Raw genomic sequence first — 18,763 nt, forward strand, 5'->3', positions numbered from 1 at the left:
GCAGTCCTCAGTGCGTGGACGCTGCGGCCGCAACCACCGGCCGGTCGCGGAACAGCAGCAGGAAGGCGATCAGCACGATGAGTGCGACGCCGGCCGGGAACAGCCAGATCTGCTGCCAGTCGGGCCCTGCGGCGGTGGTGTAGTGCTCCACCACCGCGCCGGACAGGAAGGTGCCGATCAGCATGCCCACGCCATAGGTGGCCAGGGTGATGAAGCCCTGCGCACTGCTGCGTGCGTCGGGGCCGGCATGGGCATCGGTGTAGATCTGGCCGGTGACGAAGAAGAAGTCGTAGCAGATGCCATGCAGCACGATGCCGATCACCAGCAGCGAGAAGCCACTGCCGGCATCGCCAAAGGCGAACATGCCGTAGCGCACGACCCACGCTGCCATGCCCACCGCCAGCATCGTCTTGACCCCCAGCCGCACGAACAGGAACGGCATGGCCAGCATCAGCAGCACTTCCGAAACCTGGCCCAGCGACTGCAGGCCCGCGGCGCCGCGCACGCCCAGATCGTTGAGATAGGGGTTGGTGAAGTTGTAGTAGAACGAGAGCGGGATGCAGATGGCGATGGAGGCCAGGAAGAACACCAGATAGGAGCGCGACTTCAGCAGCCGCAGTGAATCCAGCCCGAGGATCTGACCCAGCCCGGCGTCGCGCTGCCGGGCCAGCGGCGGCGTGTGTGGCAGGGTGAAGGCATACAGGCCAAGCAGAAGCGACGCCAGCGCGGCCATCTGGAAGGTCAGCTCGAGCCGGTGTGCCTGCTCCCAGCCCATCCAGCCGATCAGCACGCCGGCGATGATCCAGCCGATACTGCCGGCTACGCGCACCAGCGGGAACTGCTTTTCAGGCGATTGCATGTGCCGCATCGCCACGCTGTTGGCCAGTGCCAGCGTCGGCATGAACAGCAGCATGTAGCCCATGACGCAGGCGGAGAATGTGGTGAAGTCTGTCGCGGTGGACGCCAGCCACAGCAGCACCGCACCGGCCAGGTGCAGGACCGCGAGGATGCGCTGCGCCGCGAAGTAGCGATCGGCGATCAGCCCGACCAGGAAGGGCGCGACGATGGCACCGATCGACTGGCTGAGGAAGGCGGTCGCGACCTGGCTTGCACTGGCCTGCAGCGGGCCCTGCACCAGGTACGTGCCCAGGGTGACGAACCACGCTCCCCAGATGAAGAACTGCAGAAACATCATCGCGCCCAAGCGCGACATGGCGTGCGTCATGGCTTGCCCTCCCGGGGCGGTAATGACTCAGATTCCCAGCATGCGGTGCAGTGAAGCGGCGTCGGTGCCGCTGTCGGCGAAATCATCGAAGGCGCGTTCGGTCACGTGGATGATGTGGTCGCGGATGAAGGCAGCGCCTTCGCGCGCGCCGTCCTCCGGGTGTTTCAGGCAGCACTCCCACTCCAGCACCGCCCAGCCGGGAAAGTCGTACTGCGCCATTTTCGAAAAGATCGCCTTGAAGTCGATCTGGCCATCGCCGAGCGAGCGGAACCGGCCCGGACGATCGATCCAGTCCTGGTAGCCGCCATACACGCCGCTGCGGGCGCTCGCACGGTACTCGGCGTCCTTGACGTGGAAGATGCCGATGCGGTCGTGATAGCGGTCGATGAAGCCCAGGTAGTCCATCTGCTGCAGTAGCAGGTGGCTGGGGTCATACAGGATCTTCGCCCGCGGGTGATGATCCACCACGTCGAGGAAGCGCTCGAAGGTGGCGCCGTCGTGCAGGTCTTCGCCGGGGTGGATCTCGAAGCACAGGTCCACGCCGCAGGCGTCGAACGCATCCAGGATCGGGCGCCAGCGGCGGCCGAGTTCGGCGAAGGCTTCGTCCACCAGGCCGGGCGGGCGCTGCGGCCAGGGATAGAAGTACGGCCAGGCCAGCGCACCGGAAAAGGTGGCGTGCGCGGTCAGTCCCAGATGCTGGCTGGCTTTGGCCGCCAGCATCAGCTGATCGACCGCCCAGGCCTGGCGGGCGGCGGGGTTGCCGTGCACCGCAGGCGGTGCGAAGCCGTCAAAGAGGCTGTCATAGGCGGGGTGGACGGCGACCAGCTGTCCCTGCAGATGGGTCGACAGTTCGGTGATCTGCACACCGTGTCCGGCCAGCATGCCGGCAACATCATCGCAGTAGGCCTGGCTGTGTGCTGCTTGGGCCAGATCGAACAGGTGGGGCGCCGTGGTGGGTACTTGTACGCCAGAATAGCCCAGCCCCGCGGCCCATCCGGCCAACGTGTCCAGCCGATCAAAAGGAGCTTTGTCGCCGATGAACTGCGCCAGGAACAGCGCTGGACCCTTGAGCGTCTTCAAGATGATTCGCCCTCGATGCAATCGATTGCATTACCCTAGCATGGGCCTCCCGCAGACCCGTTGTGCAGTGCACAGCGGAAATAAGAGCTGAAACCATGGCAACCATCTACGACATCGCCAAGCACGTGGGCGTCTCTGCCGGCACGGTGTCGCGGGCGCTCTCCCGGCCGGACAAGGTGCTGCCTGCCACGCGCGCGCGCATCGAGCAGGCGGCTGCCGCGCTCGGCTACGTGCCCAACACGGTGGCCAGGACACTCAAGACCCAGCGCAGCGGCAAGATCCTGGTCACCGTGCCGGATATCGCCAATCCATTTTTCGCCCAGATCCTGCAAGGCGCAGAAGAGGCGGCACAGGCGGTTGGCTACGCGGTGCTGCTGGGCGATACCCAGCATCAACCCGACCGCGAGGAGCGCTATGCGCAGATGCTCCGGCGCAACGAGGCCGACGGCATGATCGTGCTGGGGCATCGATTGCCGCCGACGGCGCGCGAGATCGTGCAGCAGCGCGGCGCCGCCGCACCGGTGGTCAATGGATGCGAGTTCGATCCTGCGCTGGGCATTCCCAGCGTCCACATCGACAACGCGGCGGCTGCACGCGCGGTGATGGAACACCTCTACGGATTGGGTCACGAGCAGATCGCCGTGGTCGGCGGGCCGCCCGACAACCCTCTGCACCAGCAGCGGCTGCAGGGTGTCCGGGCCGCGGGCAAGGCGCGCGGGCGGCTACGCCAGCAGCGCATCGTGCCAGGCGACTTTTCCGTGGAATCCGGCCACGCGGCGGCAATGGCGTTGCTGGACGTGGCACCGGCACCGACCGCGATCTTCTGCTTCAGCGACCAGATGGCGCTGGGCGCCCTGGCGGCCTGCCGTGAGCGGGGTATCCGCGTGCCGGATGACCTGTCCATCGTGGGGTTCGACGACCTGGCGTCCTCCCGTTACCTCACGCCGCCGTTGACGACCATCCGGCAGCCGATGCGCGAGATCGGCGAGCGCGCGGTCAAGCTGCTGCTGGCGATCATCGAGCATGCCGATGTGCAACTCCAGCAGACGCTGGATTTCAGCCTGATGCTGCGGGGCTCGACGGCGGCGCCCAGGCAGGGTTGCGACCTTGATCCCTTGATCCCTTGATCCCGAATTGACGCGAAGCTGTCAGACTCACGCCAGGCAGCCCGGCACGCGTCGAGGTGGAGTGCCGGGCTGGAGTGCTGAGGTGGAGTTCTGAGATGGAACGTGCGATCGCGCAAGGGGGTCGGCAATGCCGTTCTTGACTGACTCGACCGAGGTCGCGGTCGAGGGCATCGGCGCGGCGCGGCGCATCGGCTGGATGCGCTTCGTGGGCAATGGCCTGGGCGCGATCCCGATCGCCTCGATCATCCTGGAACGCCATGACGGTGCGCTGGCCTGGGTTCTGCTGCTGCTCAATGCACTGGCCTGGCCCGCGCTCGCGCTGCTGCTGACCCACCGCTCCCGGCAGCCTGCCGTAGTCCAGTTCCGCTGCATGGTGGCCGATTCGTTGTTCGGCGGTGGCTGGATCGCCTTCATGGGGTTGAGCGCGGTGCCCAGTGCACTGTTCGCGGCGCTGCTGGTCGCCGACAAGATCGCTGCCGGCGGCGTGCGCCTGGCGATGCGCGCCACGCTGGCACTGGCGCTGGGTTTTGCGATCACCTGGTGGGCCCTCGGGTTTCCCTATCAGCCGGTAACCTCGCAACGCACGATCGTGCTCAGCGTGCCGTTCCTGTTCGTCTACGGCATCGGTCTGAGCATCCTCAGCTGGCAGCTGGCGCGTCGGGTGAAATCGCAGAACCGGCAGCTGCAGCGCTTGAGCCGGATGGACCCGCTGGTCGAGCTGGCCAACCGCGGCTTCCTGATCCTGCGCGCGCAACAGGCGCTGGACAAGGCGCAGCGGCAGGGCGGTTTTGCCTGCCTGCTGATGCTGGACGTGGATGATTTCAAGCGCATCAATGACTCGCATGGCCATCGTGCCGGTGATGAAGTCCTGCGGCACATCGCTTCGACCCTGCGCGCGTTTGCCCGGCCCGGCGATACCCCGGCCCGCCTCGGCGGCGATGAGTTCGTCGTGCTGCTGCACGACTGCGCGCCGGTGGATGCGATGCATGTGGCCGAGCGGGTGCGCCTGCACCTGCTCGAGGCCGCCCGCCAGGCCACCCCGGGCGTGGAGTTCAGCGTCAGCATCGGCATTGCCGCCACGCCACGCGGCGGTAGCGTGGAGGACTGGCTGGCGCAGGCCGACCGGGCGCTGTACCACGCCAAGCGGCAGGGCAAGAACAACGCCAGCTACGGCGAACACGGCGCCGCCCAATGACGGCGTAACGGCCGTTCATCCTGCACACGGAATCGCACGGCCAATCCTCTACCATGGGCCACCCCGCCCGGACGTGCCCCCATGCAAGACGCCCTCGTTGTGCAGCCCAAGCCCCCCGTTCCGAGGATCGCGGCCTGGCTGATGATGCTGCTGGGCATGTGGCTGGCGCTGAAGCTGGGGCTGGTGGTGACGCTGCTGTCGGGCCTGCTGGTGTTCCAGCTGACCCACCTGCTGGCCTCCACCGTGGAAGGCCGGTTGCCACCGGGGCGGGCACGGGCGATCGCGGTGATCGTGCTGTCGGCGGTCATCATCAGCGCGCTGGTACTGGCCGGGATCGGCGTGGCCTCGTTCTTCCGCAACGAGACCGGCGGGCCAGACGCGCTGCTGGCACGGCTGATGGAGATCCTCAATTCGTCGCGGCACCAGGTGCCGGCGCTGTTGCAGCCCTACATTCCCGAAGACATGCCGGCGCTGCGCGCAGCGCTGAACGACTGGGCCGCCGAGCACCAGCGCCAGCTGGGCGTGGCCGGTACCTCGGTGGTACAGGTGGGCGTGCGCGTGCTGATCGGCATGGTGCTGGGCGCGATGATCGCGCTGTATGACGAACTGCCGCTGCCGAAAATGGGGCCGCTGGCGCAGGAACTGATCGGCCGCACCAGCCGCCTGGCCACTGCGTTCCGCCAGGTGGTGTTCGCGCAGGTGAAGATCTCGCTGCTCAACACCGTGTTCACCGCGATTTTCCTGCTGGGTGTGCTGCCCTTGTTCGGCGTGCACCTACCGTTGTCGAAGACGCTGGTGCTGATCACCTTCGTCGCCGGGCTGCTGCCGGTGGTGGGCAACATCATCTCCAACACCATCATCACCATCGTCGCGTTGTCGGTGTCGTTCTACGTGGCGGTGGCGGCGCTGCTGTACCTGATCGTCATCCACAAGCTGGAATATTTCCTCAATGCGCGCATCGTCGGCGGCGAGATCCAGGCGCGCGCCTGGGAACTGCTGCTGGCCATGCTGGTGATGGAGGCGGCGTTCGGCCTGCCGGGGCTGGTGGCCGCGCCGGTGTTCTACGCCTATGTGAAGCGGGAACTGGTGGATCAACGCTGGATCTGACCCCGCTGACGTGACGGATCTGTTTCGGCGAGCCGGGTGCCGCCTCTTGGCGGCACGTTCGCGATGACTGGGGTATACGCAGGGGCAGGGGCTGCGTAGTGCTGGCTTGGCACTGCCGGGGCCGCTCAGTACAGTGATCCGCACGTCAGGGGAAAGTTGAATGGCCGGCAAGGTATCGCCCATCGGGTTGCGGACCTGGGTCTGGATCCTGGCGGGGCTGTTCGTGGTCTGCACCCTGCCGCTGATGGTCATCGCCCTGGTCCAGGGCACGATGCGCTATGCCGCCGCCGAGGACAATCTGGTCAGCCTGCGCCAGCTGCGGCAGACGTTTGATCTGGCCAACCTGGTCTCCTCCGAACGTGGCCCGGCCAACAGCCTGCTGGGCGCGCGCGCGGACGACAGCACCGAGCAGGCGCGGCTGGCCATGCAGCTGGCCGTGGTGCGGCGGCGGGTCGACGCCGCCATGCTGCAGCTGGACACCGCGTTCAAGGCACATCCGGGCGAGGTGGATGCACATGCGATGCTGGCCGATGCGCAACGCCGCCTGAAGTCGGCACGTGCCAGCGTGGACCGGGTGGCGGCGCAGCCGCAGGACGCACGCCGGGTCGAAGACGTGGAGCGCGCGATCAGCAGCATGTTCGCGGTGGTCGACCGCCTGCATCTGCTCATGTCCGCACAGATCAACGTGCTGGTCCGCGCCGATCGCGAGGCAGCGATTCCGGCGATGCAGGGCCAGGTGCTGATCGACCTGCGCGAGCACGGCGGGCGTTTGGCGTCCAACGTGATGGCGCCGGTGGCGGTGCCGGGTGCCTGGCGCAACGAGCAGGTGCGCGCGGCGCTGCAGACCGAGGGCCGCCTGCTGGAGCTGTGGCGGCTGGCCGGCAGCCACGAGGCGGTGTTCCGCAGCGACCCGGCGTTGTCCTGGCATTGGGACATGGCGCGGCGGCAGTTCTTCGGTGAATCGTTGCCGATGGTCGAGCAGCTGATCGAAGATGGCCGTCGCGGTGTACCCCCGCCCTGGACCGCCGCCGAGTTCACCCGGCGCTATGTGCCGACCTTGCAGTCACTGGAGGCGCTGCGCGATGGCTACCTGAGCGTTGCCATTGCCCGCTTCGAACATACCCGCAACCGCGCCGCCATGCGCCTGGCGGTACTGGTGGCGACGGTCGTGGGTACACTGGTGGTGCTGGGCGTAGCGCTGCGCATTGCCCATGTGCAGATCCTGCGGCCCCTGCTGCAGGCGCAGCGGCAGGTGATCCAGATCGCCTCCGACGCGCCGGGGCCGGAGCAGCACGTCACCCATCCGCTGGCGGAAATGCAGCGCCTGTTCGATGCGATCGAAGTCCTGCGCGAGACCTCGCGCGAACGCTCGGCGCTGACCAGTGAGCTGCGGCAGCTGGCGGGTACCGATGAACTGACCGGGCTGTTGAACCGCCGCGCGCTGGACCAGCGGGTGCAGCAGCGCCATGCCGAGGGCGTTGCGGCGGCGGTGGTGATCCTGCTGGACGTGGACCGCTTCAAGTCGATCAATGATGGCCATGGGCATGATGCCGGCGACGAGGTACTGGTGCAGGTCGCGCAGCTCCTGCAGCGCCACCTGCGCCGCAGCGACAGCATCGCCCGCTACGGTGGCGAAGAATTCCTGGTGCTGCTGGCCGGTGGCGATCTGGATGCCGGTCGCCGGCTGGCCGAATCGCTGCGGTTGGCGCTGCAGCAGCTGGACATCAGGGTGGGGGGCGGCACCGCGCTGCGGGTGACCGCCAGCTTCGGCGTGGCCGAGGGCGGTACCGACGCACTGGGCTGGCGCACCCTGCTGCGCGCTGCGGATGCGGCGATGTACCAGGCCAAGGCACAGGGCCGCGACCGCGTGCGCGTGGCCGGTGGGGGACGCACCTCACGTTGACCGGCCACGTTCATCGCCGGCGCACGTGGCACGCCCTACACTGGCGGCCCGATCGCTGCAGGAGTCCACCATGACCGTGCGCCCCATTGTCATCGCCGCGCTGCTCGCGGGCCTGCTGGCCGGCTGTGCCAGCCTTGCATCGAAGACCACGGCCGATGAACCGCGGCCTCCCTCGATCGCGGGCGGCATGAGCCCGGTGCCTGCGTTCACCGGTGGCGGGGCAGGGTGGAGCATCGAGATCGCGTCCACCGGCAACGGCAACCACGATGCCAGCCTCAACGCCGATGGCCGTGCCCACAAGGGTACGTTGCGCTATCTCGGGCAGCCGGCCGATGCGCCCAGTTCGCTGATCGTGCTCAATGGTGAGCTGGACAGGCAGCCCGCCGTTGTCGAGATCAAGCGAGAGTCGTGCCGCAATGCCGAAGGTGTCGACACCCTGGCCAGCGTGCAGGTGACGATGGAAGGGCAACCGCAGCGACGTGGTTGCGGTCACCTGGCGGTGTACTGAGCCGACCGGCAGCATGCTCGATATCCCCACCCTGCACACCGCGCGCCTGCGGCTGCGTCCGCAACAGCTGGATGACTTCGGCATCTATTCCGCGTTCCTGGCGTCGCCGCGCGCCCGCGGCATGGGCGGTCCATTCGATGAGGTTGCCGCGTGGGGCCAGTTCTGCCATGACCTGGCGAGCTGGCATCTGTTCGGCCACGGTGCGTTGATGATCGAACGGACCGACACCCACGCCTGCATCGGCCAGGTCGGCATCAATCATGGCCCGCTGTTTCCGGAGAAGGAACTGGGTTGGCTGCTGTATGACGGCCATGAAGGGCAGGGCTTCGCCACTGAAGCGGCCGGGGCACTGCGCGACTGGGCCTTCGTGGTGGCACAGCTGCCGACCCTGGTCAGCTACATGGCGCCGGACAACCTGGCATCGCAGGCCGTTGCGCAGCGGCTGGGCGGCGTGCTCGACGCCCAGGCCGTGCGCAGTGATGCCGATGATCTGGTCTATCGTTACCTGCGCTGACGCCTAGCCGCCGGTGGCCGGTGCCTGCACGGGGCGGCCGAGCGCGTTGGCGACGCCCTCGCGCTTCTCGATCATGAATTCCATCAGCGCGCGCACGCGGGGTGGCATCTGCTCGCGCGATGGCACGTACAGGTAGAAGCCGGGGAACGGCGCGGACCATTCCGGCATCAACCGCAGCAGGCGCCCATCGGCCAGCATCGGCTGCAGTGACAGGTCGATGTGCTGCATCACGCCCAGTCCCTGCAGCGCGGCGCGGATCATGCCCTCATCGTCGTTGGTGACATAGCGCCCGCGCGGTTCCACTTCAAAATCATGACCGGGCTGGCCGGGCGTGCTGAACTCCCAGGCATAGACCGTGCCGCTGCCGGTCTGGCGGTAGCCCAGGCATTCATGCCCGGCCAGTTCGGCGGGCGTGCTGGGCGTGCCATGCCGGGCCAGGTAGGCCGGCGAGGCGACCACCACCATTTCCAGCATCGGCGTCACCGGCACGGCGATCATGCCTTCGGCCAGCCGTTCCCCCAGCCGGATGCCGGCGTCGCAGCCTTCGGCGACGATGCTGGACAGGCCATCGTCCATCACCAGCTCCACGCGCAGCTCGGGGTAGCGCGCGAAGAATTCAGGCAGGTGTGGTTCGATCAGCGTCTTGGCGGTCAGGCGTGCGGTGTTGATGCGCAGCAGGCCGGAGGGGGCGTCATGGCTGGCGCGCAGGTCGCGTACTGCGCTGTCGATGGTGCTCAGCGATGGCTGCACTGCGTCGAACAGGCGCTGGCCTTCCTCGGTCAGCGACATCTCGAGGGTGGTCCGGTGCAGAAGGCGCACGCCCAGTTGCTTCTCCAGCGTCTTCAGGCTCTGCGACAGCGCGGGGCGCGAGACCCCCATCTCTTCGGCCGCCTTGGTGAAGCTGCGATGGTGGGCAATGTGGGCAAACCAGGCCAGCTGCGGCAGCAGGGCCGGGTTGATCGCGGTGGGGGCACTCATGGGGGCTCGGTCGGGCGCCACGCCCGTCGCATTCTGGTAATCACAGCTTACTACTGTGGTTGAGATTGGCGTCTTTTCTGCTCCCAATCCCAGGTCTATCGTGCTTGCAACGGCGACACCGGTCGCCCTGCCGCACACGAGGAGCCACCGCATGGAAACCGTCAAGATCCAGAACCCGGACATGGCCTGGCATATCGCTGCCGACCTGCACGTTCCGCCGGACTTCGACCGCAACCGGGCCTACCCCACGATCATCAGCATGCACCCGATCGGCAGCTGCAAGGAGCAGACGTCCGGCAACGTCTACGGTGAGGCGCTGGCCCGCGAGGGTTACGTGGTGATCGCCTACGACGCCAGCTTCCAGGGCGCCAGCGGGGGTGAACCGCGACGGATCGAAGACCCGACCCAGCGCGTGGAGGATGTACGCCGCGTGGTCGACTATCTGGTCACCCTGCCGTACGTGGACGCCGCACGCATCGGCGTGCTCGGCATCTGTGGTGGTGGTGGCTATGCGATCAACGCCACCATGACCGAGCGCCGCATCAAGGCGGTCACCAGCATCACCGGCGTCAACTTCGGCCGGCTCAGCCGCGAGGGCTTTGGCGGCTTCGATCCGATTGGTTCGCTGGAGGCCATCGCCGCACAGCGCACCGCCGAGATGCGTGGCGGCGAGGCACGCGTGGACCTGTTCCTGCCACCGTCGGTGGAGCAGGGGCGCGCTGCCGGCATCACCGATATCGACGTGCTGGAGGCCACGGACTACTACCGCACGCGCGGGCCGCAGCCCAACGGCGTGGTCAGCGCGCTGTTCTCGCATCGTGGTGCGGCGGTGGGCTGGGATGCCTTCCATCTGGCCGAAGTGCTGCTGACCCAGCCGCTGCTGGTGGTGATCGGTGACAAGCCGGGGGCGTTTGGTGCCTACCGCGATGGCCTGGAGATCCATGGTCGTGCAGCTTCGAAGCACAAGCAGCTGAAAGTGGTGGAGGGTGGGTCGCACTACGACCTGTATGACCAGCCGGAGCCGGTACGGCAGGCACTGGCGGCGGTGATTCCGTTCTTCGGTCAGCACCTGTGAGCTGACGTCACCTGGGCGGTGCCGGCGGCGGGCCGGCACCTGCACGCCGTATGCGCCCAAGCGGCGGTTCGCGTTACGCGCGCGATTCAGCCTTTCACGCGGGTTGTGATATATCGTTTATCGATAAATCCATCCTGGGGCGGCATGCCACCCCAATGCCGGAGGCCGCTTGACCGCTCGACCCGCCCGCGCCAGACCCGCGCGAGGCTTGTTCACCCTGGCCCAGGCGGCCGTGCAGGCCGTGCGGGCGATGTGCTGGCTGGGCATCCTGGCCGCACTGCTGGCCATTCCCCTGGTTGCCCACGACCGCCGCTGGCTGTTGGACAGCGTCCACGATGCTGCTGCTGCGGCCGCGCATGGCAACGATCTGTTCCTGCATTTCTGCCTGGGGCTGGGCGCCATCGTCGTGCTGCTGGTGCTGTGCCTGGTGTTCCTGCGCCATCTGCTGCGGCTGCTGCAATCGGCAGCGCGCGAGCGGCCGTTCACCCACGCCAATGCAGAGCGCCTGCAGCGCATGGCGTGGCTGATGCTGGCGATGGAGCTGCTGTCGATCCTGATCGGCGCCTACGCGGCCTGGATGGGCCCGGACTTCACCTGGATGGAGGTCGGCGGTGGCATGTCGATCACCGGCCTGGTCGCGGTGCTGATGCTGTTCGTGCTGGCGCGCGTGTTTGCCGTAGGCGCGGCGATGCGCGATGACCTGGACGGTCTGGTCTGATGGGCACGCGCTGATGGCGATCGTCATCACCCTCGACCGCATGCTGCAGGAACGGGGCATGACCCTGTCCGAGCTGGCCGGGCGCATCGACATCACCCTGGCGAACCTGTCGATCCTGAAGACCGGCAAGGCACGCGCCATCCGCTTTTCCACCCTCGATGCGATCTGCCGCGAGCTGCAGTGCACGCCCGGCGACCTGCTCGGTCATGACCCGGCGCAGGCGCAGGATGCCGATTGAATGACTGCTTTTCTCCCTTACCTACTGACGAAACGGACCTGAAATGGAATGGTTGGCTGACCCCTCGATATGGATGGGCCTTGCAACTTTGGTCGTGCTGGAGATCGTTCTCGGCATCGACAACCTGGTGTTCATCGCGATCCTGGCTGACAAGCTGCCGCCGCACCAGCGCGACCGCGCACGGGTGATCGGCCTCACCCTGGCCCTGTTGATGCGGCTGGTGCTGCTGGCGGCGCTGGCCTGGATCATGAAGCTGACCGAGCCGCTGCTTACGCTGTTCGATCACAGCTTCTCCGGGCGTGACCTGATCCTGCTGGGCGGTGGCCTGTTCCTGCTGTTCAAGGGCACGATGGAACTGCACGAACGGCTGGAAGGCCGCGAGCACCACGAGGATGGAAAGAAGGTCTATGCCAGCTTCGCGATGGTGGTGGCGCAGATCGTGGTGCTCGACGCAGTGTTCTCGCTGGACTCGGTGATCACCGCGGTCGGCATGGTCGACAACCTCGGCGTGATGTATGCCGCGGTGACCATCGCGATGGCGCTGATGCTGGTGGCCAGCAAGCCGCTGACCCGTTTCGTCAACAAGCATCCCACGGTGGTGGTGCTGTGCCTGGGCTTCCTGCTGATGATCGGCTTCAGCCTGGTGGCCGAGGGCCTGGGCTACAAGATCCCGAAGGGCTATCTGTACGCGGCCATTGCCTTCTCGATCCTGGTCGAAGCGTTCAACCAGTGGGTGCGTTTCAACCGCGAGCGCAACGAGAGGCGCCAGCCATTCCGCCAGCGCACCGCCGACGCCGTGCTGCGGATGCTGGGCGCGCGTCCGGCCAACGGACACGACGACGAAAGCGAGGACGCACACGCCGATGCCGAAGAGCGGCTGCAGCCGGCCGAGCACGAGATGATCCGCAGCGTGCTGGGGCTGGCCGATCGACCGGTGTCGAGCGTGATGACTGTGCGTGCCGACGTGCAGTGGATCGACGTGGCACGCGGGCAGGACGATGTGGTGGCGCGCCTGGTGGCCTCGCCGCATACCCGCCTGCTGGTCGGCGACGGCGATCTGGACAGCCTGCGTGGCGTGGTGCAGAGCCGCGACCTGCTGGCCGACCTGCTGCAGGGCAGGCCGCTGCAGCTGGAAGGCAACCTGCGCGAGCCGCAGTACGTGCTGTCCAGTGCCAGTGCGCTGCAGGCGCTGGAGCTGATCCGCCAGCACCCGGTGCCGCTGGCGGTGGCGGTGGACGAGTACGGCAGCGTGGAAGGCCTGGTGACGGCCAACGACCTGCTGGCCGCGATTGCCGGTGACCTGGTGGATACCCAGGACGAGCGCTATGGTGTGGTCGCGCAGGGTGAAGGCCAGTGGGAGGCCGACGGTGCGCTGACCCTGGATGACCTGCAGCGCCTGGCGGGCGTCTCGCTGCCGCGCAGTGCCGACTACATGACCATCTCCGGGCTGGTGCTGGAGCGGTTGGGCCGCCTGCCGGACATCGGCGACGCGGTGGAGATCGCCGACGTGCGCATCACCGTACTGGCGATGGAGAAGCGCCGCATCGCCCGCCTGCGGGTGGAGCGCCTGCCCGGGGCGTGATGCTGCCTCTACCCAATGACACGCGGGCCCGTCACCATGGCGGGCCCGCTTTTCTTCCTGGATGGTTGCAGTGCTGAGTACGATCGGTTTGTTGATGGGCCTGTACGTGGCTTGGCGCCTGTTCTGGCCGCTGCGCCTGCCCACCGCATTGAAGGTCGTGCTGTCGCTGCTGCTGGTGGCTGTGGCCGTGCAGCTGCGCATCGTCGCCACCTTCTGGGGCACGATGGCCTCGCCGGAGATACCGAAGCTGGCGATCGCCACGCTGGCCACCGGCTCGACGGCGGTGCTGCTGCTTGCGCTGGTGATGCTGGTGCTGGACGCAGGACTGCTGCTGTCGCGCCTGCTCCGCCGGCCGCGCGCGGTATCGGCATTGCGCGCCCCCAGGCTGCGGCCCGTGGCCGCTGTGCTGGCGCTGCTGGTCAGCGGCTATGGTGTCAGCCAGGGCATGGCGGTGCCCAAGCCGCGGCAGATCGACGTGGCGATCAAGGATCTGCCGGCCGCCTTCGACGGCTACCGCGTGCTGCAGCTGACCGACATCCATGCCAGCCGCCTGCTGACCGGTGACTGGGTGCGAAGGGTGGTGGAGCAGAGCAATGCGCTGAAGCCGGACCTGATCGTGATCACCGGCGACCTGATCGATGGCAGCGTCGAGGCCCGTCGCGACGACGCGCGCCCGCTGGCCGACCTGCATGCGCCGGACGGCGTCATCGCGATCACCGGCAACCACGAGTACTACGCGCAGTACCAGGACTGGATGCAGGCGTTCCGCGCGCTGCACATGCAGGTGCTGGAGAACAGCCACCTGCAGGTGCGTCGTGATGAGGCGGCGTTGACCATCGCCGGTGTCACCGACCCGGTGGCGGCACGCTATGGACTGCCGTTGCCGGATCTGGACGCTGCGCTGGCCGGGGCCGATCCGTCCGCGCCGGTGATCCTGCTCGACCATCGCCCGCGCAATGCGCGCGAGGCCGCCGCGCGCGGCGTCACGCTGCAGCTGTCCGGGCATACCCACGGCGGCCAGATCATCGGTATGGACCAGCTGGTGAAGCGCGCCAATGGCGGCTATGTCTCCGGCCGCTACGAAGTGGACGGCATGACCCTGTACGTGAGCAACGGTGCCGGCCTGTGGGCCGGGTTCCCTGCGCGCATCGGCGTGCCGTCCGAAATCACCCTGCTGACCTTGCGCCGCGCGCCGTGATGCTGCACACGCCTTCATGGAGGAAGAGGCGATGGCGCATTCCCGCGCTCCGATGGAACGCCTGATCCGCGCCAATGCCGATGAGATCAACCGGCTTCGCCAGGTGATCCGCGATACCGCAGGTACGCGTTGGCGTGGGCCGGAGCAGCGGGCGCTGCACGCTGCGGCCTGCGCCGAGTATCAACTGCGCTACGATCAGCTTGCCTTTCCGGGCGGCTATGACCAGGCGTTGAAACTGCTGGCCGAGCATGACCCGGGCGCGCTGGATGTAGTGCTTACCTTCCTCGAAGTGCGGCCCTACTTCTTCCGGTCCGGCTACATGTGGAAGACATTGTTGAAGCGCGTGCAGCGGGTGCCGATGGGCGTGAAGCAGCAGGCGCGGATGCAGAGAATCCTCGATGCCTACGGCGCTTACCGGGTGGCACGCCTGCACTCCCGTTAGCTCCAGGCCATCCAGCAAGATCGCCCTGCATCCAGCATTCAAACGGGCTCCGGATCAGAGATCATCTGCACGGGGTTCTCAAACAGGGAAAGACACCATGCAGGAAGCACATCACTCACGCGGGCGTTCGCGCTTAGTCGCACTGCTGGTCGGCGCACTGCTGCTGGCCGGTTGCCAGCGCACACCGGAGGTGCCTGGCGAGGCACCCGCGGCAGACACGCCGGTTGCCGCGCCAGTAGCCAGCACCGACCTCTCCCCGCTGCTCGATGCCATGCCGACGTGTGCGCTGGAGGGCTGGTACATCGATCAACAAACCGATCGCCCGGCCCACCCCTGGTTGGCCGCGAATGCACCAACGCCCTGCCGGGAGGACGCGGAGAACGAGATCGCCACGTTCTGCGTACAGGGCCAGTGGAAGGGGCTGCCGGTGGACGAAGTGATTCTGCCGACGATGACGTTCGTTTCGTTCCGTGGGGCGAAGATCGGCCTGCCGCTGGAGAAGGCGCGCCCGATCATCCGCCAGCGCTTCGGGCAGGATTTTCCGGGCGGTGCCGCCTACGAAGAGGGGCGCGAGCCGAAACTGATGGCCGACCCCGAGGATGCGCAGCGTTCGTGGCTGCTGTGCAGCACCCCGGAACTGGGGCACGACGTGGACAGTGAGGGAAGCGTCCGCTATGCCGGCATGAACCTGCCCTACGACCACGACGGTTGCAGCTACCGCTACAGCCCGGTCGACTTCTGCGATGCGCGGCATCGCGCGCGCATCGAGGATGCGCTGCAGAACCAGAAGCCCAATTTCAATCAGCACTATCTGCTGGTGCAAACCGATGATCGCCCTGAGTACTTCCAGCGCACGGTGGTGCTGGTCGATACCCGCACCGGCGAGGCGACACCGCTGCCGATCGATGCCTTCACCGGAGCAGCGGGGAAGGGCGGAGACGCTGCCAGCTACGGCACACTGGAGACGAGCGTGGACCAGCAGCAGTTCTGCCTCGATGGTGCGTTGCTGGTCTACCGCGTGTTCGAGGAGGGGCGCTTCTGTTTCGGCTTTGACGGCGAGCGTTTCACCGGCCATGAAACCCAGTACATGCAGGCGACGGACAGCCGATGACCGGTATTTCACCCTGGCCATGACATCCTGCTTCGAACCTGTGCAACCGGGATCGAGGCTGTTGAAGGCGAATACGCAATGACCGTGGCGCGGCAGCGCTCGATGTGGGTGGCCGGCCTGTCCACGGTGGTGGAGTGGTACGACTTCACCCTGTACCTGTACTTCGCCACGGTGCTGTCGCGGGTGTTCTTCGGCGGCGGCGAGCAGGCGATGCTGGTCACCCTGGCCGGCTTCGCGGTGTCCTACCTGATGCGCCCGCTCGGCGCCCTGTGCTTTGGCCACCTGGGTGACCGGCTGGGCCGGCGCTGGATGCTGCTGGCCTCGATGGCGCTGATGGCGGCGGCGATGCTGGCCACCGCACTGCTGCCGACTGCCGCAACAGCGGGCACCACCGCCGGCGTGCTGCTGCTGGTGCTGCGCTGCGTGATGGCGTTCTCGGTGGGCGGTGAATACACCGGTGTGGTCGCGTATCTGCTGGAAAGCGCGCCGGAACGGCGACGCGGCCTGGTGACCTCGCTGGCCTCTGCCGCCAGTGAAGTGGGTGCGCTGCTGGCGGTGGCGATCTCGGCAGCGACGGTGGCGCTGCTGGCACCTGCGCAGCTGGACAGCTGGGGTTGGCGCATTCCGTTCTTCGTCGGCGCGGCGCTGGCGCTGGTGATCCTCGTCGCGCGCTCGGGCATGCACGAGTCGCCCGAGTTCGAGCGCCAGCGCCGCGAGGGCAGTATTCCGGCCACGCCGCTTCGCCACGTGCTGCGCCATCATCCGCGGGCGGTGGCGCGTACCTTCGCGATCTCCGCACTGGGCTCGATCACCTACTACGTGGGGATCACCTATGTGCCGGCATTCCTGCATGCACAGGGACACGACGAAGGTGACGCGCTGTGGCTGTCGACGATCGCGGCGGTGGCGGTGATCGCGATCACGCCGCTGTGCGGCGCACTGTCCGACCGTATCGGGCGACGGCCGATGCTGCTGGGCCTGACCGTGCTGGCGGCGCTGCTGCCGCTGTCGCTGTTCGCGTGGATGGCGCAGGCAACGGCATGGGGCATCGCGCTGGCGGCGGTCCTGCTGGCCTGCGTGGCCGGTGGCGTCAGTGCGGTGGCGGCACCGGCCACGGCCGAGCAGTTCCCCGGCGAAGGCCGGGTCAGCGGGCTGGCGCTGGGGGTGACCATGGCTACGGCCGTGTTCGGCGGTGCGACACCGTGGCTGGCGCAATGGTGGGTGGAACGCAGCGGCTGGGCGGCGGCGCCGGGCGCGATGATCGCGCTGGTGGCGGTGCTGGTGCTGCCGGTGCTGTGGACCCTGCCCGAGACGGTCCCGGGCAGGTCCAGGCGCTAGCCGATCAGACCTTCAGGGTCTGATCGATGTCGGCCAGTACGGCGGCTGCATCCACGCCGATGGCGACAGACTGCAGCACGTGCCCATCCCACACGCTGGGGCCGAAGCCCATGCCTTCCGGCTTGGGAATGGTCATGCCGCGGGCGACGCCGTCGGTGGCCACGCGCACGCTGGCGCGCTCGAACTGGAACAGTTCCGGGCGGGTCAGCGCGATGCAGGCGCAGCAGTCGTGCACGACCATGCCCTTGTGGCCGGCCTGCAGGTAGAAGTCCACGTAGTCCTGCGACAGCGCACGCACCAGCTCGGCGTCGGCACCGCCGATCCCGGCCAGCGTGTCCAGGCCGTCACGGTCCATTTCCACGCGGGTGGTCACGTCCAGGCCGATCGCGGTGACCGGCCAATCGGTGGTGAACACCACGTCGGCCGCTTCGGCATCGCCCCAGATGTTGGCCTCGGCGGCCGGGGTGATGTTGCCGTTGACGTGGAAGGCGCCGCCCATGATCACCACGCCGCGCACCAGGCCGGCGATGTCCGGGGCCTGCTGCAGGGCCAGCGCCAGGTTGGTCATGCGGCCCACGGCAACCAGGGTCACTTCGCCCGGGTGGGCGCGGACCAGGTCGATGATCAGCTGCGCGGCCGGGCGCGCGTCGGCGGCTACGTCCAGTTGCGCCGGCACCGGGTGGTTGCCCAGGCCGTTGTGGCCGTGGATGTGCACCGGCCACGCTTCCGGAGTGGCTTCCGGCTGCAGCGGGCCTGCCGCGCCGCGCGCGACCGGGGCGGCAAAGCCCCAGGTCTGCTTCAGGTACAGCGCATTGTGCGTGGTCGATTCGACCGAGGCGTTGCCGAAGGTGGTGGTGACGCCGATCAGGTCGATCTGCGGGTGCTTGTGCAGGTACAGCAGGGCCAGGGCGTCGTCGACGCCCGGGTCGGTATCGAAAATGACTTTCAGCATGTTGTTGTTCTTCTTCTTCCGTGTGGTGCGAGGGGCGCCGGCGGCCACGGGGCAGGCCGGCGCGCCCTACATTGTCCCATCTTCATGACAGGCAGGGCCAATGCCGGGGCGGGGCGGCATAATGCGGCCAGTCCAGGCACGGAACCGCCGCATGCTGATCCTCGCCCTTCTTCTGGTCCTGCTGGTGCTGGGCCTGAATCTGGTCGCCACGGTGCTCATCGTCCGGCGCGACGGCCTGTCGGCAGGCGGCCGCACGGTGCAGCTGCTGCTGGTCTGGCTGCTGCCGCTGGTCGGCGCGATCCTGTGCATGGCGGTGGCCACCGCCGATGGCTCGGGCAGCCGGGGCGATAACGGCCTCGGCGGCGCCTACGACTACTCGGGCGGCTCTTCCAGTGACAACCACAGCCATCACGGCCACAGCAGCTCCGACTGCAGCAGTGATGGTGGTGGCAGTGACGGCGGCAGCTGCGGT

General features: G+C 67.5%; 19 protein-coding genes. 15 read left to right on the forward strand and 4 right to left on the reverse strand.

The genetic code is table 11. The features are described from left to right. Nucleotides 1–7 precede the first annotated feature (7 nt). On the reverse strand, nucleotides 8–1,225 hold the full coding sequence (locus tag N7590_RS02400; protein WP_164241571.1) for a nucleoside permease: 1,218 nt from the start codon (nucleotides 1,223–1,225) through the stop codon (nucleotides 8–10). A 27-nt stretch (nucleotides 1,226–1,252) separates the two neighbouring features. After that, nucleotides 1,253–2,305, reverse strand: a complete 1,053-nt coding sequence (locus N7590_RS02405; RefSeq protein ID WP_164241570.1) for a sugar phosphate isomerase/epimerase family protein — start codon at nucleotides 2,303–2,305, stop codon at nucleotides 1,253–1,255. Nucleotides 2,306–2,400: 95 nt separating this feature from the next. On the opposite strand from N7590_RS02405, the gene N7590_RS02410 reads away from it, so the two are divergent. From N7590_RS02410 to N7590_RS02435, 6 genes are all read left to right on the forward strand, one after another. Continuing rightward, nucleotides 2,401–3,432 carry a LacI family DNA-binding transcriptional regulator gene (locus N7590_RS02410; RefSeq protein WP_053508337.1) on the forward strand — a complete coding sequence of 344 codons (1,032 nt, stop codon included), beginning with the start codon at nucleotides 2,401–2,403 and terminating at the stop codon, nucleotides 3,430–3,432. A gap of 127 nt (nucleotides 3,433–3,559) precedes the next feature. Continuing rightward, nucleotides 3,560–4,627, forward strand: a complete 1,068-nt coding sequence (locus N7590_RS02415) for a sensor domain-containing diguanylate cyclase (RefSeq protein ID WP_053508335.1) — start codon at nucleotides 3,560–3,562, stop codon at nucleotides 4,625–4,627. 81 nt (nucleotides 4,628–4,708) lie between these two features. Beyond that, entirely contained in the window at nucleotides 4,709–5,734 is a 1,026-nt protein-coding gene (locus tag N7590_RS02420; protein ID WP_053508333.1) for an AI-2E family transporter, read from the forward strand. A gap of 160 nt (nucleotides 5,735–5,894) precedes the next feature. Then, nucleotides 5,895–7,637 carry a GGDEF domain-containing protein gene (locus N7590_RS02425; protein WP_053508331.1) on the forward strand — a complete coding sequence of 581 codons (1,743 nt, stop codon included), beginning with the start codon at nucleotides 5,895–5,897 and terminating at the stop codon, nucleotides 7,635–7,637. Between the two features lie 70 nt (nucleotides 7,638–7,707). Then, on the forward strand, nucleotides 7,708–8,145 hold the full coding sequence (locus tag N7590_RS02430; RefSeq protein ID WP_164241569.1) for a hypothetical protein: 438 nt from the start codon (nucleotides 7,708–7,710) through the stop codon (nucleotides 8,143–8,145). Nucleotides 8,146–8,158: 13 nt separating this feature from the next. Then, nucleotides 8,159–8,659 carry a GNAT family N-acetyltransferase gene (locus N7590_RS02435; RefSeq protein ID WP_164241568.1) on the forward strand — a complete coding sequence of 167 codons (501 nt, stop codon included), beginning with the start codon at nucleotides 8,159–8,161 and terminating at the stop codon, nucleotides 8,657–8,659. A gap of 3 nt (nucleotides 8,660–8,662) precedes the next feature. Here the strand turns inward: N7590_RS02435 and N7590_RS02440 are convergent, their stop codons facing one another. Further along, entirely contained in the window at nucleotides 8,663–9,637 is a 975-nt protein-coding gene (locus tag N7590_RS02440) for a LysR family transcriptional regulator (RefSeq protein ID WP_279935052.1), read from the reverse strand. Nucleotides 9,638–9,788: 151 nt separating this feature from the next. On the opposite strand from N7590_RS02440, the gene N7590_RS02445 reads away from it, so the two are divergent. From N7590_RS02445 to N7590_RS02480, 8 genes are all read left to right on the forward strand, one after another. Continuing rightward, nucleotides 9,789–10,712, forward strand: a complete 924-nt coding sequence (locus N7590_RS02445) for an alpha/beta hydrolase (protein WP_279935053.1) — start codon at nucleotides 9,789–9,791, stop codon at nucleotides 10,710–10,712. A gap of 250 nt (nucleotides 10,713–10,962) precedes the next feature. Continuing rightward, the gene (locus tag N7590_RS02450; RefSeq protein ID WP_164241592.1) at nucleotides 10,963–11,430 is read left to right on the forward strand and encodes a DUF2975 domain-containing protein; all 468 of its coding nucleotides are present in this window, start codon (nucleotides 10,963–10,965) and stop codon (nucleotides 11,428–11,430) included. Between the two features lie 13 nt (nucleotides 11,431–11,443). Then, complete coding sequence (locus N7590_RS02455) at nucleotides 11,444–11,668, forward strand: helix-turn-helix transcriptional regulator (protein WP_005408494.1); 225 nt, start codon at nucleotides 11,444–11,446, stop codon at nucleotides 11,666–11,668. 43 nt (nucleotides 11,669–11,711) lie between these two features. Further along, on the forward strand, nucleotides 11,712–13,250 hold the full coding sequence (locus N7590_RS02460) for a TerC family protein (RefSeq protein WP_164085655.1): 1,539 nt from the start codon (nucleotides 11,712–11,714) through the stop codon (nucleotides 13,248–13,250). Between the two features lie 61 nt (nucleotides 13,251–13,311). Continuing rightward, the gene (locus N7590_RS02465) at nucleotides 13,312–14,448 is read left to right on the forward strand and encodes a metallophosphoesterase (protein ID WP_164241565.1); all 1,137 of its coding nucleotides are present in this window, start codon (nucleotides 13,312–13,314) and stop codon (nucleotides 14,446–14,448) included. Between the two features lie 31 nt (nucleotides 14,449–14,479). After that, nucleotides 14,480–14,890 carry a hypothetical protein gene (locus tag N7590_RS02470; protein ID WP_049458891.1) on the forward strand — a complete coding sequence of 137 codons (411 nt, stop codon included), beginning with the start codon at nucleotides 14,480–14,482 and terminating at the stop codon, nucleotides 14,888–14,890. 97 nt (nucleotides 14,891–14,987) lie between these two features. After that, nucleotides 14,988–16,001 carry a hypothetical protein gene (locus N7590_RS02475; RefSeq protein ID WP_164241591.1) on the forward strand — a complete coding sequence of 338 codons (1,014 nt, stop codon included), beginning with the start codon at nucleotides 14,988–14,990 and terminating at the stop codon, nucleotides 15,999–16,001. A gap of 78 nt (nucleotides 16,002–16,079) precedes the next feature. Next, nucleotides 16,080–17,339 carry an MFS transporter gene (locus N7590_RS02480; protein ID WP_164085667.1) on the forward strand — a complete coding sequence of 420 codons (1,260 nt, stop codon included), beginning with the start codon at nucleotides 16,080–16,082 and terminating at the stop codon, nucleotides 17,337–17,339. Nucleotides 17,340–17,343: 4 nt separating this feature from the next. Here the strand turns inward: N7590_RS02480 and N7590_RS02485 are convergent, their stop codons facing one another. Beyond that, nucleotides 17,344–18,291: a nucleoside hydrolase gene (locus tag N7590_RS02485; protein WP_164241564.1), complete on the reverse strand. Its 948-nt coding sequence runs from the start codon at nucleotides 18,289–18,291 to the stop codon at nucleotides 17,344–17,346. A 151-nt stretch (nucleotides 18,292–18,442) separates the two neighbouring features. Between N7590_RS02485 and N7590_RS02490 the strand changes: the two genes are divergently transcribed. Further along, the coding region (locus N7590_RS02490; RefSeq protein ID WP_279935055.1) for a hypothetical protein at nucleotides 18,443–18,763 on the forward strand (321 nt) is incomplete at its 3' end.

It is taken from the genome of Stenotrophomonas sp. GD04024, from assembly GCF_029837545.1.
In the GTDB taxonomy this organism is placed as follows: domain Bacteria; phylum Pseudomonadota; class Gammaproteobacteria; order Xanthomonadales; family Xanthomonadaceae; genus Stenotrophomonas; species Stenotrophomonas forensis.

Bases quoted from the DNA above. Each gene is read 5' to 3' on its own strand.
- N7590_RS02425 (WP_053508331.1), top strand. From the start codon at position 5,895: ATGGCCGGCAAGGTATCGCCCATCGGGTTGCGGACCTGGGTCTGGATC.
- N7590_RS02460 (WP_164085655.1), top strand. From the start codon at position 11,712: ATGGAATGGTTGGCTGACCCCTCGATATGGATGGGCCTTGCAACTTTG.
- N7590_RS02455 (WP_005408494.1), top strand. From the start codon at position 11,444: ATGGCGATCGTCATCACCCTCGACCGCATGCTGCAGGAACGGGGCATG.
- N7590_RS02440 (WP_279935052.1), bottom strand. From the start codon at position 9,637: ATGAGTGCCCCCACCGCGATCAACCCGGCCCTGCTGCCGCAGCTGGCC.
- N7590_RS02415 (WP_053508335.1), top strand. From the start codon at position 3,560: ATGCCGTTCTTGACTGACTCGACCGAGGTCGCGGTCGAGGGCATCGGC.
- N7590_RS02480 (WP_164085667.1), top strand. From the start codon at position 16,080: ATGACCGTGGCGCGGCAGCGCTCGATGTGGGTGGCCGGCCTGTCCACG.
- N7590_RS02485 (WP_164241564.1), bottom strand. From the start codon at position 18,291: ATGCTGAAAGTCATTTTCGATACCGACCCGGGCGTCGACGACGCCCTG.
- N7590_RS02465 (WP_164241565.1), top strand. From the start codon at position 13,312: ATGGTTGCAGTGCTGAGTACGATCGGTTTGTTGATGGGCCTGTACGTG.
- N7590_RS02430 (WP_164241569.1), top strand. From the start codon at position 7,708: ATGACCGTGCGCCCCATTGTCATCGCCGCGCTGCTCGCGGGCCTGCTG.
- N7590_RS02450 (WP_164241592.1), top strand. From the start codon at position 10,963: ATGTGCTGGCTGGGCATCCTGGCCGCACTGCTGGCCATTCCCCTGGTT.
- N7590_RS02410 (WP_053508337.1), top strand. From the start codon at position 2,401: ATGGCAACCATCTACGACATCGCCAAGCACGTGGGCGTCTCTGCCGGC.
- N7590_RS02475 (WP_164241591.1), top strand. From the start codon at position 14,988: ATGCAGGAAGCACATCACTCACGCGGGCGTTCGCGCTTAGTCGCACTG.
- N7590_RS02470 (WP_049458891.1), top strand. From the start codon at position 14,480: ATGGCGCATTCCCGCGCTCCGATGGAACGCCTGATCCGCGCCAATGCC.
- N7590_RS02435 (WP_164241568.1), top strand. From the start codon at position 8,159: ATGCTCGATATCCCCACCCTGCACACCGCGCGCCTGCGGCTGCGTCCG.
- N7590_RS02420 (WP_053508333.1), top strand. From the start codon at position 4,709: ATGCAAGACGCCCTCGTTGTGCAGCCCAAGCCCCCCGTTCCGAGGATC.
- N7590_RS02445 (WP_279935053.1), top strand. From the start codon at position 9,789: ATGGAAACCGTCAAGATCCAGAACCCGGACATGGCCTGGCATATCGCT.
- N7590_RS02400 (WP_164241571.1), bottom strand. From the start codon at position 1,225: ATGACGCACGCCATGTCGCGCTTGGGCGCGATGATGTTTCTGCAGTTC.